This is a genomic window from Legionella sp. PATHC035 (genome assembly GCF_026191115.1).
Taxonomy (GTDB): Bacteria; Pseudomonadota; Gammaproteobacteria; order Legionellales; family Legionellaceae; genus Legionella.
Genome location: NZ_JAPHOT010000001.1, coordinates 834,189 through 851,393, shown reverse-complemented (window position 1 = coordinate 851,393; position 17,205 = coordinate 834,189). Strand labels below are relative to the sequence as shown.

Here is a 17,205-nt window from a genome sequence, read left to right as displayed (position 1 = left end):
TCGTACCTCTCGGGATGCCTGCCTATAGACTGCAGTGAAGCTAGGACTATTCCCAATAACTATTTACTGTGAGCATATCCTCCAGCCAGGTCTTGATACAAAATAACCAATGACATAGCAAGTTCCAATTTAGCCTGATTTGTTGAGAGTGCCAAGTTATCTAAATAGATTTTGCTTTGTAAAACTTCTTTGTAAGAAAGAAGCCCTGTTTTTAGCAGGCCTTGTTGCAATTTATATTTATGGCGATAATTTTTTTCAGCGCGCAAATAAGCCACAAATTTTTCATTCATGCGTCTATTGGCCGAGTAATCGCTATCAACTTCTCTTAAAATTCGTTTCACTGTTTTATTAAATTCGGAAACTCGAGCATTATAAGCTCCTTTGCTTGCTGCAATTTTACCAAAAGAACTTGGTGGAATAGTCCAATTAACATAGGCATCTGATGCCTGAGCAAAATGACCATCGGGTTGATGTACGTCACCAAGAAAGTCATCGAGTTGCAATCCAGGAAAAAAATCGCTGTAAGCCACTTTAATTCCTTCATGAGAAGCTTTTAATGCATAGTGTGCCATTTTCAAATCAGGACGATTATTTAATACCGTAGCAGGTAAGCTGCTCGGTTTAAAACGAGAAAAATCAATTTTTGCGAAGTGATGCTTCGTTTTAACTTTCCCCGGATTTGCATTAATCAAATAACGAAGTGCATTTTCACTGAATACGATATTATGCAAAACAGGTTTAATCTGAGCGGCAACAAGTTGTTCATCGGTTTGCAATTGGCTCAGCGTAATTTCATTTTCTAATCCAATCTTAATTTCTCCTTCGCTTAATGTAACGAGTGATTTTAAGTCATTATCTAATTGTTGTAATAATCTCAATTGTTCTAATTGAGCGATTAATGTGAAATAAGCGGATGCTATTTGAGCGATTAATGTCAGACGTGTTGCTTCAATTGCAGCGAGACGATATTGAACATTGTACGTCACTTGTTTTTGTTGCGTATAAAGCTTCATAATATTTAAAAAATAATAGGGCCATACCCCAAAAAATGCACCAGGCGCCCCCAGTGCGGGGTTTGTCGAATAACCAGCAAATATTTGTACTAGAGGTATCCAGCTCAGCTTAACTTGCTGTAATTCACCTTGTGCTTGTTGTAAGTTTCCTATAGCAATATGAATGTCCATATTGTTCTTCAAGCCAGTCTCGATCAAATGATTCAATTCGTCATCGTGAAACTGCTGCCACCAAGCAACATAGGGTAAATCATTTACCGGCTTATAATTCTTAGTACTGGAAGGAAATTGATCAGGTGGTGAGAAGATTGGCTGTTCAACCCGTTTAGTGCAGCTTAACAATCCCATTAACAATAATATCAAAAGAGTTATTTTTTTTAACATGAACCAATCATCGTGTGGTATAGGAGTATTTTTATCATTGTAATTTAAATATTTATAGCATTTAGATATTCTTATATTCCTTGAAATGATTCGCTTTAGTCAACCTTTACATTGACATCCAAAAAAGTTTTCTCTATATTCATTTGCATCCACGCAAGTTGATGATTACATCTATTCTCGAGTCCCTCCCGATTTGTAATGTCTTATTCAACTTGTAGGGCGAGGGATACTTTAATTATTTTTAAGGTATCTCTATGCTCAATAATATTCCAATGTTGAAACGTGCATCCATTTCAATCAATCTGGATGATTTTCCTGGGGGAGTCGCTGCATGGGGTGCTTTACCTGCAGTGTTTGATAGCTACGATAAGAAATTTGATCGCGGTGTTCATATTCATGCAAGAATGGCTGACTCGCGCAAAAAAATAATAGACCAATCATTCCCGGAAGTTGAGCTAATCTGGCAAGAAAAATCGATGACCCTTACGGAAGAGTGCGCTCTAAGTTACACCATGAGCTCAATTTTTGATTTTGATATCGTTAGTTTGAATTGCAGTCATTGTGGCGCAGAACTACTTGATAAAGACTTGGCTTCAGTTCTCCCTTCTTTTGAACATTATTGTACCTTTTGTGGCGGTTTAAGCTTAACCAACACGCGTTGTGTTGCAAACCCGGTGATTCGATTCAAAGAGATACTTGATGATAAATTAGTAAAGCGACCCTCGATAATGCCGCAACGTAAAATATCTTTAGATAGCACACGATATCCAGGTGGATTTCAGATTTGGGGTTCAAATCCTTCAATTATTTGGACGGCACAACGTTTGGAAGAAAGTGCAATTCATGTCCATGCGTACAATAGTGAAAAAAAGCGCGTCATTGATAACACCTATAGCGAAGTTTGGGTCAATGGAATTCTTCTGGATATTGAAATGGTGCGTGTATTGCAAATTCAAAAAGCAATTCCTCAACTCAAGCGCTATTTAACTAGCCTAAGCTGTCCGAGTTGCTATCATGCTCATTTTGATCAAGAAGTTCTTGCGGTAGTTCCTCATCAACAACACCGGTGCGAACAATGCAATACAGTATTTACTACTTCCAAAAGTATTAGTAATCCATCTATAGCCATTTTAAACCAATTAACTGACTTAACAGAGAAGGTATTAGAAAATGAATCAATTGGTGACAACTATTTTTAAAGCTGGTGCATTAATTTTTGATGCACAGCATCGAGTATTGGCCGTACATAAACGGGGGAAACCACCCAATCAGTATATTGTCCCTGGAGGTAAGATTGAATCTGGAGAAACGGATGAAGACGCATTAAGAAGGGAATTATTTGAAGAATTGCATGTCGGTGTCCTGTCCATTATTCCTTATGATGAGTTCCGGGCAAAGGCTATCTATGAAGATGCATTATTGGTGATGCGTACCTATTTTGTGCGTATTGATAGCAGTCCAGTTGCTGGCAGTGAGATTGATCATTTCGTATGGTTAGATGCTCATTTTAAAACGAGCGGATATCAATTTGCTTCAATTTTGGGGCAACAGATTTTGCCGCGTTTACTTGCTGAGGGATATCTTCGTTCGCGATAAGCAGCCCTAATTATTCATCCCAAGTTGAATCATTTAAATGTTCATCCAGGCTTTTACCTGGAGCACATTCTTTTGAGAAATAACCATCGTGACGCTTCATGTAAAAGCCATTGTAGTAGTCGAGAGCATTTTGTTTCGCAATATTGTCTGGAACCCCAAGCAGTTTTGCTGTGCGATAGTTTCTTTGTACTGCTTCACATTCAGTTTTCGCTTCATTGTACTCGCCACGTGCATGCATGCTTTCATGAGTCAGGATATCCAAACTAATCAATTCTTGCATGTTTGCGAGTTCAGGGTGGTGAAGATAATCCATTAATAGAGAGCATCTCGGATATTGGATGACAATATATCCAGTTTTAGGATCAGCATGGCCATAGACTCTGGGTTCTTCATCAAACAGTGTGTCAAATAAAGTATTGCAATGTACTTTTGCTGGGTGATTTTCAGCCAGTTGGCCAGCTATTGCTGTTAAAAAACGTTCAAAGTGCCAGTGATGATATGGAGGCCATGCAAATAACAAAGCCAAGCTCAGTACCGTAATAAGATATCCTTTGGATATGGGTAAATTACCCGTGAGCTCTCGAAAAACTAGCCAGAAGAAAAATAGAGAAATCAGTGCCCAGAGCATGATGGTCCTTTTCATACTGAGAAAGCTTTGTTAAAAAATAGTTTGGAATGATAGGCTCATTGCCAAACTGCATCCATGTAATTCCCGCCCTCGCAGAGAATGATGTACGTTTATTTTCAATAATGCTAACTGAGAAACAATACAACTGATATAACATGAATCTTAGTCGCATTGTAGGTTACACCATGCCTGTAGGGCATTGTGTAACGAATTTTTGACTCACTTTAGTCTATTTCTACCTCTCACGAACAATCCTAGGGATGTAGAGGGGCGTTATTTTTCCTTCACTTAGTCCCATTAGGGTCAGTCTGATTTATTTAGCCGATTTCCTTTTCAATGCTTCTTTTTCCAGGATTTTCTTGGCCGTTTTATAACCATTTTTCTTATGCTGCTCTATAGTCTCTCTTGAAAAATCAGAGTCCCATGAATAGGGTTCATTTTTTCCTACTTCGCGGATAATTCGCGTGATGGATTGTATGCCCGCATCACCCATTGCTTGAATGTACGCAGGAAATTGTCTGATTTCTTCAGCTACCTTAGGCTCACATAAACGCAAAATTTGTTCAATTAGCTTTTTATAGTTGTTGATAAGATCTGTAGTTCGTATGTCTTTTCTTATCTTTTCTGAGTATAAGATCTCATCTTTTCTTGAGAGAACTTCAATCATATTTTTAGGAAGAGCTCGATGCCTTGAATAGAGCTCAACGGTATAAATTTTTTTGTTTGATTGGCCGCAGACATCGAGTGTTGAATCAATTGGGGTATTGCTTATGATTCCCCCATCCCAGTAATGTTTATTATTAATGGTTGTCCATGGAAAGCCTGGAGGCAAACTGCCACTGGCAAGAATATGGTCCAGAGTGATGTTATCAGTATAACTATCAAACGTTTCAAATTCAGATGTTTCAACATTAACTGCCATGACCAGCAGACGAATGGGGCTGTCCTTTAACGTATCACAATTAATGTATTTGCGTAAAAGATCCTTAACGTAAAAAGTATCGTAAAAACTTGTCCAGTGTATTGGAGATTGATCTGCACTAAATATTGGCATGGTCCATTTGGGATGAAAGAAGTTGGGGGAGCCCCAAATCATAGCCTGCCAAGAAGAGAGAATTCGCCGAGTTTGTTCATCGGAAACCTGCAACGTATCTAAAGCAAGATCATTCCAAAAACTTTCTAAAGCCTCTGTAGCATGTTTTGGATTGCCAGCAATAATTGCGGAGTTAAATGCACCTATAGAAATTCCGGAAACAATATCTGGATAAACTCCATGCTCTTCCATCGCCTTGACCACACCACATTCAAAAGCCCCTAACGCACCGCCTCCCTGTAGCGTAAGAATTGTTTGGAGTGCAATTTTCTCCAGAGGGAAGTGTATATCAAAAAGCTTTTTTTTATGGGTCTTTATATTGACTCGATTGATAATGAGTGATTCTGCAGCTTTAATTTCTTCTATGGGGCGCCCAGAAAAAAAGGCACCTTGCAATAATCCATCCTTTAAATACAAGATGGAGCAATTTTTTTCCTTAATCGATCCTCTTACAATTCGCTCTGTAGCATCCGTCGTATCACCAATAATGACAATATAGGTATCAAAGGCATGGAGATTGAAATACGATGCGCTGTGGTAGCTTTTTCTCATGCCCATCATGTTATATGCGGCAATTTTTCCTTGTTTGATTGCATTATCCATTCCTCCATTTCGATGACATCTTCTAAATACGGGATCAAAGAAATTAGCAACATCACCCGAGGCGTAGATGTCTTTTTTATTTGTTTGCAAGTACTGATCTACAATGATGCCGTCATTGACCTTAATGCCACTGCCTTGTAGAAAATCAGTAACCGGAAAATATTTATCGCTAATGAGTACAAAGTCACATGATAAAATTTTTCCTGTGCTGGTCTCGACTGAGTGAACCTGATTTTTACCGTTAAATTTTTTTACTGTTTCATTGAGGAGTACTTCAACGCCATTTTGAGTGATAAAGGCAGCAATCTCAGCAGAGGAACTGACATTGAACAAATGAAACTCTTCGGTAACAATGGTGACCTTTATCTTTTTTTTCACCAATAAAGAGGCGATCTCAACGCCAATATAGCTTCCTCCCAAAATGACTACTTTTTTTGCATTTTTTATTTCATCAATGATGGGTTGGGCATCGAGAATTGTTTTAAGGTAGTAGATCTTGTCTAATTGGCTTCCTGGTAGATAGAGCCTTTGAGGGCTGCAACCGGTGGCAATAAGCAATTGGTTAAAGTATAGGTTTCCAGCATGATCGGTTTTGACTCTCTTTTTTTCTGTATCAACCGATAGCACTTTGGTATTGAGCAGAACCTCGATCTCATTTCTTTTATAATAGTCTTCATCGAATAAAACCATGTGTTCTTTTTTTCGTGCTCCACTCAAAAATCCTCTAGCGAGTTGCGGACGGAGGTAGGGGAGAAAACTCTCTTCCGATAGAATGGTGATTTTGCCATTGGCACCTTCCTTTCTCAAAGTGTCGGCACTAAATGCGCAGGAAAGTCCCCCGCCAACAAGTAAAAAGTCAACTGTTTTTGTCATCTATTATTTCCTTTTTATTCAATGACATATATGCGGTTTGGCCAAAGCATCTACGCTCCGCAATGTATCGCTATTATTCAATGAGTCACAGTAAGTATTACTTAAATTGTATACCTTGGGTCTATAAAGAAAGCAAATTACTGAAACTTTATTTGAGGTGATGATTGAGAGAATAGAAAAAGAGGTGCTTTAAGAGAGGACAATCCTGGGTCTGGCCATGATTGTCCTAATCAACAATTTTATGCAGGCAAAGTAAGGCTTAAAAGCAGTCCTTGGCATCTAGTCAAGATGATCTAATGGCAGCGTTGTTGTCTCGCAAATGGTTCTCAATATAAAACTGGATTGTACGCTGGTTACCCCATTGATACGTGTTAGTTTATCTAATAAAAAAGATTGATAGGCATTGAGATCAGGTACAATCACTTTCAATACGTAATCTGCTGATTGTCCGGTGATTAAATAACACTGAACTATTTCAGGAAGAAAACGCACCTCTTCTTCAAACTGATTCATCACGGAAGGCTGATGACTGTTTAATCCAACCAAAACAATCACGGATAATTTTAAACCTATTTTTTCAGGTTCAAGAAGGGCAACCTTTTTCTTGATGTACCCCTGATCTTCTAACAACTTAACTCGGCGAAGACAAGGGGAAGGAGATAAAGCCACCATGTCAGCAAGTTCTTGGTTGTTAATTTGGCAATTGGATTGCAGGATATCAAGAATTTTTTTATCTGTACGGTCCATAATTTTTAAAAATTACATAAATAATTTATATATTAGCATTTTATTCCAATAAATAATAATAAAGTGAAATTAAAATTCAAATTTATTCATTAACCGCCTATATTTGCAATAAAATTTCAAAACAAATGAATTAGAATATACTGATGCGCAGGTTATAGTCATTGTGCATCAATTGGCTACTTGTTTTTTCGAGGATTTTTATGTCTACATCACGAATTGTTGCCTGGTTTGTATGGATTGTTGCCTCCATATTCTATGCCTATCAATATGTTCTCAGAGTAATGCCCAATATCATGATGGATGATATCACATCACGATTTCACATTGATGCGACAGTCTTTGGGCAGTTTTCTGGTGTTTATTATCTTGGTTATTCTTTAATGCATTTGCCCATTGGGATTATGCTGGATCGTTATGGTCCACGAAAAGTGATGACTTTATGCATTTTGCTTCCTGTTGTTGGATTGTTACCCCTTATTTTTGCTGACCATTGGGCCTATCCTCTTATAGGAAGGGCGCTCATTGGTATTGGCTCTTCAGCTGCAATTTTGGGGACATTTAAAATAATACGGATGACGTTCAAGGAACAGCATTTTTCTCGAATGCTCAGTTTTTCTGTGATGATAGGACTGATAGGAGCTGTTTATGGTGGTGGTCCTGTGAGTTATATGTGTCATGCAGTGGGTTATAAAATGGTAGTCGAAGTATTCATTGCTGTTGGACTCATTCTTGCTTGCATCACTTATTTTATTGTACCTGACGAGAAACCTGCTTATCAGGCCTCAGCCCTTGCAAATATTAAAACCGTGTTTACCAACAAAAAAGTAATTTTGCTCTGTTTCTTTGCTGGATTGATGCTCGGTCCGCTTGAAGGTTTTTCTGATGTATGGGGTTCTGGTTTTTTAAAACAGGTCTACGGTTTGAATACATCGACAGCAAATTATTTGCCTTCAATGATTTTCATAGGAATGTGTTTTGGCTCGCCGATTTTAAGTTTAATCGCGGAAAAAACAGGGTATTACCTCGGAACGATTATTGCCGCAGGCATAACCATGTTCGTGGTCTTTAGCTTACTTATTGCTGGAATGTTAACCGTATCCAGTATTACGATATCCTTTATATTGGTTGGAATGTGTTGCGCTTATCAAATCTTGGCGATTTATAAAGTCTCAACTTTTGTGCCAGAGCACCTTGCAGGTTTGACTACGGCGATTGCGAATATGATCATCATGATTTTTGGCTATGCCTTTCATTCAGTGATTGGTTTTGTCATCAATGCAAATGGCGGTATTCGTGAAGCAAATGCCTTTGTTTACGGAGTAGGCGTTATTCCTGTTACCCTGGCAATGGGGGTTATTGGTTTCCTGTTTCTGACGTATCGGGAGAATTATGGCAGTGCAAAACTTTATCCTGTAGAGTCTCCTACTTAAAAAAATCCCGGAATGGTAATGCTTTGCCATATCCGGGTTAAACTATTTGTTATTGAATAGAATGAGACTCAAAAACTTAAAATAACCTCTGCATCAACTTTTATGATAATTAATTGTCATATGGCAAAATTTATCTTTATCAGCTACTATTTTTATGTGTAATCAATATATTGTGGATCTAATTACAATTCCTTTTAAAACGGGCCGTTAGCTCAGCTGGTAGAGCAGGAGACTCTTAATCTCTTGGTCATAGGTTCGATCCCTATACGGCCTATCAAAAAAAATCGACTTAGAGACAGAAGGATTCACCTTGATTCTGTAGTGCCATTTCGAATTCTTCTAATTCCTCTTTATTGAACGAATTATTCACTGTTGCAAAAATTGCATCAACGTCTTTTATTAGCGCTGGTTCATCCTCTAATGTCTCTTTTAATTGTCCATCAACAATTAGCTGTTGATGAAAATAACGAAGATAATTTCGAAACGAATGTTGCTTATAACTGCTGTAATTTTCAGTAGTGATTAAATCATTCATTGAAGCGACTATGGTGTCTGAGAGAAATTTCCTGATCCCAATCATTTTCTCTGCATTCATAGGATCTTTATTTTCTAATGCTTCGGTAATGACTTGATTCGTAATGGCGTACAGATGATTTATCCACTCATTCATCACCTTGCGTGCATGATTTTTACCATTATTATTATGACTAAAAAAGAGTGAGTTATCGTACTGGCTTGCTTTTGACTCATAAGCTATTTCATAATTTCTTCCTTGTTGGATGATGGCCTCCATGTTTTTTACTAAAGTTAATAATTCGTTTACTTGCGCAGTTTGGTTGTTGGTAATGCGCTTAATGAGTAATTGCGAATTATGCGCATCAAGCCTGGGGATATTTGCAATACCTGCGAGCAGCTTTAATTGTCCCTCTCTTTTTTCAATTTCGGCACCCAATGCTTTAATTTCTAGGCCTTGTTGTACAATCAACTCATCTTTTCTTTGATTGTCTTGTTGGACACTCTCATTTCTTTTTCGGGCTTCGCTTAATTCAATGCCTTGCTTTTCCAGCTGTTCTCGTAATGCATTGTATTCAAGCGAGCTCACTGAGGGGCGAGATAAATAGTTTCTGATAATTTGTAAAAAACCAGTAGTTTGTTCTTCTTCCAGTATTTTAGTTTCATGGCTATTGCTTTCAACAAGAACAAAACCTTCTTCTTCAGCAATATCAGTGGATTGTGATTCAATGGCTTCGATAATTTGCGCAATAATAGCTCGACGACGTTCAAGAATTTCGACCAGTTTTTTTGTGGTTTCATCAGAAGACAGTCGTGCTTGCAGAAGAAGTTCATCATATTCTGCCAAGATATTTTTTTGTTTTACTAAAATAAGCTCAGCTTGTCGACTTAATTCTTTTGCTTGTGCCCTTGATATATCCGATTGAAAATCACTATCTACCACCTCAAACTCGTTGCCAAATAGCGCATACCCTCGTTTTAAAATCTCATTAGCTTCCTTACTGAATTCTTTTAGTGCATCAAAGCAATCAAATGGAATGTTGGCAAATGCTGCGCTAATTTGTTGGGATGTAGTGATAAAATGATTTCGTACTCCAACTAATGGAAGTTTATTTAAGTAAAAAGGTTCCCATAAGTTTCGTGTTGCGCTTTGGGATTTACTTCGTTTTCGATAAACGCTACCGCAATCTGCTTCGAATTTTTCTAAACGAACATTTAACTCACTTTTGACATGATGAATATCCTTTAAGTAAGGTTCAGACAACTTAATAAAATCATTGAAATAACTGATTTTGTTGCCACTGGCAAAATGATGCAGTTTTTTAAGCTCATTTTGCAATACGTGTAATTTATCTCGTAATTTTAATAAATTAATCAAGTTTTTTTGTTGTTCTTCCCCAAACTGTTCCCATAAAAAATTACCATCTTTAGGGAATTGATAATCCAGTCCTTTATAAAGTGTTAGAAAGTTGTCATTATGCAAAGCTGCCGTAGGTTGGCCAAATAGTTCCGCGATAAATGGGTCATGCATTACTCTTTTTTCTATAGCAGTAAGAGTAGTTTGATTTTCTCTTTCATACAGAGCCTGCAAATGCATCACATCAATTTGATTTTGGCCACTAAACAAGGGCAGCAAGTAGTTATCAACGCCTACAAGCAATTCATTTATTTTTTGGGTTGCTTCTTCAATATGCTGATAATATGCATCAATTTTATTTTCTTGATCTGAAGAGTCGTCTTGTTGTGATGCAGAAAATATGCGCTCAAGAGCCGACTTACACGAAAGCAGTTTGTCATCCTGGCTATTTGTACTTTGAATGTCTTTATGTTTCAGTAATTCAACAGTAAAACGCTGAACTCTATCTTTGTACCGTTCTTGTTCTTCAAGGGGTCTTTCCAACGCTTGACGGCAAAGGTGGGCCAGTAAAATCATGGCTATAACTTTGCCATGTGAAATATCATTTAAATTGGCGCGACCAAAATAACGGTTTTGATTATCCGCAATGTACTGATAACACGTATTGTAAACAAAGTTGAAAAAATCACAGTTATTTTTAGTTTTTTTTGAATGATTTTGCTCTTGTATTTTCCTGGCTATGTTTGATAACCCACCAGGCTGAGGATATTCCAATCCCTCGATAACTCCTTCTTTATAGGTCAGACCAAATGTGTATCCCCAACCTTGCTGTTCTACAGGAACTTCAATAATGCTACTTTGAATGTTTTCCATGACTTTCGTTCGCAAGTCTTTGTAAATGGTTAAAATTTCACGGATTAGTGGGGTTTCTCTGAATCGAATGGTAGGCATAATGAACCCTATAACTGAATTCTACAATGAGGCATTGTAAAGAAGTTTTTATTAAGTTTTCTAGATTCACTCTGTTGTAAATTCACACATAGAGTAAATAAATTTATCCTATAGTATAACAATAATTGCTTGAAGCATAGTGGGTATCTTTATGATCACTAAAAACTTAATTTATTCAAATAGGTTTAATGGTGTGCAAAATCCCACTCTCGTATTGGCAAATAAAAGTGTTTCCTGTGACGAGTTGGAAAACATTGCAAATGGTTTTGCTCATTTTTTAACTGAGACGGGACTTGAGGGCGAACGTATTGTGTTTATGCTGCCTAATAGTGTTGAAATCATCTCTATTTATCTCGGTTGTTTTAAAGCAGGTTGTATTGCGATGCCTATAAATCGTCGTTATGCTCCTCCTGTACCTTATCTCAAAGAACTCGAAGCTCTGCATAACTCATCAGCTTCTGTCTTTTCATAGTCTACAGTACGCATATTTCTTTGATTTATATATAACTCCTGACGTATTTTTTTTTGTTTTTGAATCATCAACTCAAAGTGTTTATGTTTTGTGTCATCAATGAAATTGGCTTTGCTTTGCTGTTTGACATTTATTCTCTCGTGCGAATCTTCATCTCTACTTAGAAATAGTGTTTGGCGTACTTTGGAAGCGGGGAGCCGTTGGCCATTATGACAGGAATATTTTTTTCTATCTGTTGAAGGGCTAAAAAGGGTTCCTGCATAATAATCAATGCATGCATGAAACAAGATTAAATTCTGATGAAATTTCTCTGCTATGGATTTCTGATTGCCCTTATTATTGCAAAAATAAAGTTTGATGCTTTTTATCTTATGGTGCAGATAAAGAAAATCAGAGTTAAAGCGCTCAGCGATTTTATCAATGCCAAGAAGTGTAGTCCGATCGGTATAAGGAAAAGTACTTGCCAGATGAAACTGCTCTAGCAAATAATCAATACCGTGCGCCAGCACATAGATTGTAAGGGGCTCTTGCATCATGGATTGATAATTAATTTTTTTACCATGTTGTATGATGAGTATATTTTGGGTGTCGAGCACTTCTTGCCAATAAATTGCCTTTTCTATCAAGTCATTTTCTTCACAGAATGGAATATATAGGATAATCATACTCTTTTCTCCTGGTAATTTTTGAACCTAATTAACTGAATTAAGGAATGGTGAGTGTAGAAATTTTACAATGAATTGTTCGCAACGATGCAATTGTTCCAGTGAAACAAATTCATTGGCACGATGAGCATGTTCAATGCTCCCTGGACCACAAACAATCGTCGGTATTTTCGCATTTTGAAATAATCCTGCTTCGGTAGCATAAGCCACTTTAAGCAGCTGTTCATTGTCACAAATTAATTGAGCGGCGCGAACAATTGGTTCTGATGGGGGAGTATCTAACCCAGGAGCATTCGCAAGCCTTTCTAAAGTAATGTTGGTGTTCAATTGTTCCTTACGAAGTGTGGGTAGCAGCTGAGTTTCTATATATTCAACAATTTGTTGATGAAGTTCATCGGGATTATCTGCTACCAAGTTTCTAATTTCAAAAATAAACTCACACAAGCTAGGTATCGTATTGTACGCATTTCCACCCTGAATGAGATTTGTAGATATCGTTGTATACGGTACATCATAAGCTCCATCACGATGTCCTTGAGATTTAAGGTGATGCGCGATAGTGCGTAGATATGTAATTAATGATGCAGCATGTTCTATGGCATTACAACCCTGAGGTGTCAAAGATGAATGAGCTGCTACACCATGAATGTGACAACGATAGCATTGTATTCCCTTATGCCCGATTACCGGTTTCATCGAAGTGGGTTCACCTACAATACAGGCTTGCGGTTTATAATTGAGCTGTGTCATTCTCTCAATAAGGCTTGGTGCACCAAGGCAACCAATTTCTTCATCATAAGAAAAAGCAAAGTGTATTGGGAAATCAAGATTGAGTGTTTTAAATTGCGGGATGAGATTCATGACTACTGCAATAAAACCTTTCATATCACAAGCCCCGCGGCCGAAGACTTTTTCGTCTTTTACCGTTGCCTGAAAGGGATCGCTATCCCACGTTTGCCCATCAACAGGAACCGTATCTGTATGTCCAGATAAAATAAGTCCTCCATCGAGTCGACCATAGCGACTTGGGATCGATGCAAGTAAATTGGCTTTAACTCCTTTGTCATCATGAATTAAAATAGGATTAATCTGATGATCATTCAAGGCATTGGCCAGGGTTTCTATTAGCGATAAATTGGAATTGCGAGAAGTGGTATCCAATGCAATCAGTTTTTTTAACCAATCCAGAGTATTCATAAGATTCCTTTTTAAATTAAATGGGATGCAGTACAAAATTCAAACGCTTTTCAAGCGATTATAATCGTTCTTGCAGCACAAAACACCCCGACAACATTAGGGAATATCCTTTTTGATAATCCAAATGATTCATGAAATTTTGTGAGGATTGTCTACACTTGAGTATAGGGATTTTTTAATCAATCAATTAATTCGGTCAGTTATTGATGACATAAGGAAATGAACAATGAACAAGATGAACGGCGTACAGGTGAATAAATCCGGTGAATGGGAAGCTGTTGAACGAGACATAATGATGCCTGCAACAAATCAAGTTCGTATCAAGGTTGAGGCATGCGGAGTCTGTCATTCCGATGTATTTGTGAAGGAAAATTTATGGCCTAATCTTCAATTCCCAAGAATTCCTGGTCATGAAATCGCAGGTGTAATTGATGAGATCGGACCTAATGTTACCCAATGGCGAGCGGGTCAACGTGTTGGCGTAGGTTGGGCGGGAGCGCGTTGTGGTCAATGCCTTCCCTGTCGTCACGGAGATTTTATCTTATGTGAAAATCATCAAATTACAGGATTACATTATGACGGTGGCTATGCACAATATATGATCGCGCCGGTTGAAGCGCTTGCTGCAATCCCTGATGAACTCTCTTTTGCTGAGGCAGCGCCATTAATGTGTGCAGGAATCACTACTTTTAATGCATTAAGACATAGTGTTGCCCGTGCAGGTGATTTAGTGGCAATACAGGGTATAGGCGGATTAGGTCATTTAGCAATTCAATTTGCTAATAAAATGGGATTTAAAACCGTTGCTCTGTCTAAGGGAGCAGACAAAGGGTCCCTCGCCAAAAAGTTAGGCGCTCACATTTATATAGACTCTGACAAGCAAGATGTCACTGTTGAATTAAAAAAATTGGGTGGTGCCCGGGTAATTTTAGCAACAGCACCAAGTGGTAAATCAATTTCGCCCTTAATTGACGCGCTAAGTAATAAAGGTCAACTGGTTATTGTAGGCGCTTCTAATGATCCCATTGAGGTCATATCGACTCAGCTTATTTCTGCGAATCGCTCGATTAAAGGTTGGGCTTCTGGGAGTGCGATTGATATAGAAGAAACATTGCAGTTTTGTGCACTGACGGGAATTCGTCCAATGATTCAACAATATTCACTGACCCAAGCGGAAACAGCTTTTGCCGATATGATGGCAAATAAAGTACGATTTCGTGCCGTGATTAGGATGTAGTGAAAAAATAAATTAAGTCGGGTTTTGTTCTATAATTAAGCATAACCGCGCATCTTTTCAGGGAGTGAAATGATTATGAACAAATTATTATTAGCCTTTTTGGCGTTGATGATACTGAATGTAAGTTCCTACGCCGATAAAATTTTGATTACAGGACAACCCGTTATATTGGAAAAACAAGGCAATGTTTATTATGTCCCTGCTGATTATAAAACAACAACATCTTATTACTATGTAACCGTAGAGGGGGCGAAGCGAGTGTGTTATATAGAAAAACAACCTGCCTTAACTTCTTTAGATACTTCAACACTTGAAGTGAATTACAATGGCTCCACCTTGACTTGGGTTTGTTATCCATTTGACACGAATTATTTTGAAACGCCATAAAGTAATTCGGCTAGTGAGTGTAGGGAAGCGTTCTGGTCAGGGCTTTCACGTCATCCTGAGGAGGTTAGGCTAGGGATACGATTCATAATGTCCCTATCTCATATAGGATGACGTATCCCAGGAGAACTTATCTTAAGTGAGAACAAGTGTACTGGATCCTTGAAATCCGCTTCATTGCATTGGAAAAAATCATTTTTCCTTAGAGGATAAATCAAGTCCATTAACTACTTCTCGTAGTGCTTTTAAATGAATGGGCTTGGTCAACACTTTAGTCATTCCAATTCCTAAATATTTTGATATTATCTCATCTGAGGTGCTTGTGGTTAAGCCAATAATCGGTATGGGATGTTTCTGTGTTTGTTTTTCCAGATCGCGAATGCACTGAACCAGATTTTTATCTAAAGTACTTGATATCCCTACATCAGTAATAATTAAGTCAAAATTATTTGTTTCTAACAACTCTAGAGCATGCTCGCCATCAATCGCCGAGTAAAATTGATACCCAGCCTGTTCTACAACATTTTCAATCATATGAAGAGAAATAATATTATCTTCTACGAGAAGAATAAGTGGAGAGTCCGCTGCAGTTGCTCCTGGTAGCGCATTCGTTTGAGTCCCATCATATGAAGGATTGAACTCATCGTACCCAACTTTCATGGTCAGGGTAAAATAGAAAGTAGAACCTTTTCCAACTTCGGTTTCTAAATGTATTTCGCCACCCAATAGACTCAAGTACTTTTGTGCCACATGAAGTCCAACGCCATAACCGCAGTGCTGACTTTTATAAGAGGGGATGGCACGAAAGAACCGATCAAAGATTTTGCTCTTTAGCTCTTGCGGTATACCGATTCCTGTATCGATCACGCTAAATCGAAGTTGCGTGTAGCTGTTTTCATGGGAAAGGGTTTCTACTTTAATTGTGACTGTACCCGTGTCTGTAAACCGAATTGCATTTCCAACAAGATTTAACAAAACTCGATGTAATTTTGTCCCATCCGTAATCACTGCATTGGGTACTGTATCATCAATTTCAATGTTTAGTTGTATCTTTTTCATTTCCAGGGTTGGTTGAACGAGATGTGCGATATCTTTGATGTTCTTTCTCAATTCGAATAATTCTTCGTGGACATCTTGTTCCCGGAGATTATCTGCTTTAACGATTTCCATAACCCCATTCAGTAAATCCAATAATTTCTCACCGCTTTCATGAATCCAACGTGCATATTGTTTTCTTTCAGGATCTTCTGCTTTCTCTTCCAAAAGTCTTGACATCCCGACAATACCACTCAATGGAGTATGAATATCATGACTCATATTTTCTATAAACTCAGTTTTAGCCTGATTGGCAACTTCAGCGTTTTCTTTTGCACGACGTAAGGCAACTTCCATTTTTTTGCGTTCGGTGATGTCCAGGGAAATACCTAAAACGCCAATAGTTTCATTTTTTTGATTGCGTAAAGGAACTTTTTGCGAATAGTAAATGCCCATTCCATTCGCCATGACTGCATATTCCTCCGCAGTATGCGGTATGCCTGTTTCCATGACTAATGTATTGAGTTTATTTAATTCCTCTGCCTGATCTTTCCAAGGCATGTCATAATTAGTTTTACCTACAATATCTTTTCTTGACTGCAGCTGTGCGCTGGCAGCTTGTGCATCGTTACAACCTAAAAATACATTATTCTTATCTAACCAATAAACGTGTCCTGGCATTAAAGCAATGATATTTTCATAATAATCATGAACTGCCTGTAATTCATTTTTAAATGCTAATCTTTCTTCTTCTAGAGAACGATTTAATTGAGCAATTTCCTCATTCTTTTGATTAATGAGCTTTTGTAATTCTTGTATTTTTTCAGAATCCATTTTTCACCACTTTTAAATGAACTTAACAATGAAAATCAGGGTCATTATTAAGTAAGATTTTGTTGACCTAAGTTGCTTGGACAGATGTTCACAGACTAATTTACAACATGCTGAAAAAAAGTCCTCTAAATATTCTGTTCTTAATAAAATGTTAATGAGACTATTATAAACTATCTGCAGAAAAAATGGTTAT

14 protein-coding genes and 1 tRNA gene are annotated in these 17,205 nt (G+C 37.8%); 7 read left to right on the top strand and 8 right to left on the bottom strand.

What is annotated here, in order from left to right:
* Nucleotides 1-59: 59 nt before the first annotated feature.
* Complete coding sequence (locus tag OQJ13_RS03785; RefSeq protein WP_265709286.1) at nucleotides 60-1,397, bottom strand: TolC family protein; 1,338 nt, start codon at nucleotides 1,395-1,397, stop codon at nucleotides 60-62.
* Between the two features lie 254 nt (nucleotides 1,398-1,651).
* Here OQJ13_RS03785 and OQJ13_RS03780 point away from each other — a divergent pair, with 254 nt between their 5' ends.
* Together OQJ13_RS03780 and OQJ13_RS03775 are read left to right on the top strand one after the other, a co-directional pair.
* Entirely contained in the window at nucleotides 1,652-2,596 is a 945-nt protein-coding gene (locus tag OQJ13_RS03780; protein WP_265709284.1) for a hypothetical protein, read from the top strand.
* A complete protein-coding gene (locus OQJ13_RS03775) occupies nucleotides 2,568-2,993 on the top strand; it encodes an NUDIX hydrolase (protein WP_265709282.1) in 426 nt (141 codons plus the stop codon). The genes OQJ13_RS03780 and OQJ13_RS03775 overlap by 29 nt, the downstream gene beginning before the upstream one ends.
* Nucleotides 2,994-3,003: 10 nt before the next feature.
* Here the strand turns inward: OQJ13_RS03775 and OQJ13_RS03770 are convergent, their stop codons facing one another.
* The 3 genes from OQJ13_RS03770 to OQJ13_RS03760 form a co-directional block, all read right to left on the bottom strand.
* Nucleotides 3,004-3,621, bottom strand: a complete 618-nt coding sequence (locus OQJ13_RS03770; protein ID WP_265709281.1) for a hypothetical protein — start codon at nucleotides 3,619-3,621, stop codon at nucleotides 3,004-3,006.
* Nucleotides 3,622-3,934: 313 nt separating this feature from the next.
* Nucleotides 3,935-6,190, bottom strand: a complete 2,256-nt coding sequence (locus tag OQJ13_RS03765; RefSeq protein ID WP_265709279.1) for an FAD-dependent oxidoreductase — start codon at nucleotides 6,188-6,190, stop codon at nucleotides 3,935-3,937.
* Between the two features lie 279 nt (nucleotides 6,191-6,469).
* Nucleotides 6,470-6,937, bottom strand: coding sequence for an Lrp/AsnC family transcriptional regulator (locus tag OQJ13_RS03760; RefSeq protein ID WP_265709278.1), 468 nt, complete (start codon nucleotides 6,935-6,937; stop codon nucleotides 6,470-6,472).
* Nucleotides 6,938-7,137: 200 nt separating this feature from the next.
* Here OQJ13_RS03760 and OQJ13_RS03755 point away from each other — a divergent pair, with 200 nt between their 5' ends.
* Nucleotides 7,138-8,367: an MFS transporter gene (locus tag OQJ13_RS03755; RefSeq protein ID WP_265709277.1), complete on the top strand. Its 1,230-nt coding sequence runs from the start codon at nucleotides 7,138-7,140 to the stop codon at nucleotides 8,365-8,367.
* Between the two features lie 201 nt (nucleotides 8,368-8,568).
* Nucleotides 8,569-8,641: transfer RNA gene (locus OQJ13_RS03750), tRNA-Lys, on the top strand.
* 15 nt (nucleotides 8,642-8,656) lie between these two features.
* Here OQJ13_RS03750 and OQJ13_RS03745 read toward each other — a convergent pair.
* Complete coding sequence (locus OQJ13_RS03745) at nucleotides 8,657-11,188, bottom strand: hypothetical protein (RefSeq protein ID WP_265709275.1); 2,532 nt, start codon at nucleotides 11,186-11,188, stop codon at nucleotides 8,657-8,659.
* Between the two features lie 151 nt (nucleotides 11,189-11,339).
* Here OQJ13_RS03745 and OQJ13_RS03740 point away from each other — a divergent pair, with 151 nt between their 5' ends.
* Complete coding sequence (locus OQJ13_RS03740; protein ID WP_265709273.1) at nucleotides 11,340-11,660, top strand: AMP-binding protein; 321 nt, start codon at nucleotides 11,340-11,342, stop codon at nucleotides 11,658-11,660.
* Here the strand turns inward: OQJ13_RS03740 and OQJ13_RS03735 are convergent.
* Nucleotides 11,606-12,325, bottom strand: coding sequence for a hypothetical protein (locus tag OQJ13_RS03735; RefSeq protein ID WP_265709272.1), 720 nt, complete (start codon nucleotides 12,323-12,325; stop codon nucleotides 11,606-11,608). The two genes, OQJ13_RS03740 and OQJ13_RS03735, sit on opposite strands and share 55 nt — an antisense overlap.
* 27 nt (nucleotides 12,326-12,352) lie before the next feature.
* Nucleotides 12,353-13,522: an acetylornithine deacetylase gene (argE, locus tag OQJ13_RS03730; protein ID WP_265709271.1), complete on the bottom strand. Its 1,170-nt coding sequence runs from the start codon at nucleotides 13,520-13,522 to the stop codon at nucleotides 12,353-12,355.
* Nucleotides 13,523-13,748: 226 nt separating this feature from the next.
* Here argE and OQJ13_RS03725 point away from each other — a divergent pair, with 226 nt between their 5' ends.
* Both OQJ13_RS03725 and OQJ13_RS03720 read left to right on the top strand, forming a co-directional pair.
* The gene (locus OQJ13_RS03725) at nucleotides 13,749-14,759 is read left to right on the top strand and encodes an alcohol dehydrogenase (protein ID WP_265709269.1); all 1,011 of its coding nucleotides are present in this window, start codon (nucleotides 13,749-13,751) and stop codon (nucleotides 14,757-14,759) included.
* Nucleotides 14,760-14,834: 75 nt separating this feature from the next.
* Nucleotides 14,835-15,146, top strand: coding sequence for a hypothetical protein (locus OQJ13_RS03720; protein ID WP_265709268.1), 312 nt, complete (start codon nucleotides 14,835-14,837; stop codon nucleotides 15,144-15,146).
* Between the two features lie 189 nt (nucleotides 15,147-15,335).
* Here the strand turns inward: OQJ13_RS03720 and OQJ13_RS03715 are convergent, their stop codons facing one another.
* A complete protein-coding gene (locus tag OQJ13_RS03715) occupies nucleotides 15,336-17,012 on the bottom strand; it encodes an ATP-binding protein (protein ID WP_265709267.1) in 1,677 nt (558 codons plus the stop codon).
* Nucleotides 17,013-17,205 lie beyond the last annotated feature (193 nt).